An 808-nucleotide genomic window follows, 5' to 3' on the forward strand; every position below is an offset into this window, starting at 1 on the left:
AATTACCGGAAACTTTAGAGAGTTTTGATAGCCTGCAAGTTGATGCAAAATTTACACGTAATATAAAGCTGTTGCCTGTGATGAGTTATCTAATGAGGATGACGCATTGCGCTCCCCGAGAAATATTAAGATCGGCGTTTCGCCCCAATGGCCTCTACGCGACGCCACTTTACTTTGTTTAGCTGCGCATAAAAAAAGAGCGCTGGTGCGCTCTTTTTGAATAGAAAGTTTTATCGCTGATTAAACCTTAAAACTTGATTTTTTCCTTATCGCTCAAGCCTAGGTTATCCCAGATCTTCAGAGAAGGTTCAGCTTGGTTCATGCTGTAGAAATGAATGCCTGGTGCACCTGCATCGATGAGTTGTTCGCACATACGTGTGACAACCTCTTCGCCAAATTTAAGGATACTGGCTTTATCATCACCATACGCTTCAAGTTGCTTGCGGATCCAACGAGGAATCTCTGCGCCACACATATCACTAAAACGAACCAAGTTCGTGTAGTTCGTGATAGGCATAATGCCAGGGACGACTGGAATATTGACGCCCATCGCTTCAACACGATCGATAAAGTAGAAGTACGAATCGACGTTATAAAAGTATTGTGTAATCGAACTATTCGCACCGGCATCAACCTTACGCTTAAAGTTGATTAAGTCTTCTTCTGCACTTGGAGCTTGAGGATGGAACTCAGGGTAAGCAGCAACTTCGATGTTAAAGTGATTTCCACTGTGTTCACGAATAAATTCAACAAGTTCGTTTGCGTATTTCAATTCGCCTGCAGAACCGCCCATACCTGATGGCAGATC

2 protein-coding genes are annotated in these 808 nt (G+C 43.2%); one reads left to right on the plus strand and one right to left on the minus strand.

Annotated features, from left to right (window positions below):
- The coding region (locus tag A3738_RS31955; protein ID WP_231876617.1) for a hypothetical protein at positions 1-182 on the plus strand (182 nt) is incomplete at its 5' end.
- Between the two features lie 65 nt (positions 183-247).
- Here A3738_RS31955 and A3738_RS10710 read toward each other — a convergent pair.
- Positions 248-808, minus strand: a 561-nt coding sequence (locus A3738_RS10710; protein WP_197473800.1) for a methylenetetrahydrofolate reductase, incomplete at its 5' end; no start/stop codon positions are given.

It is taken from the genome of Oleiphilus sp. HI0066 (assembly GCF_001635725.1).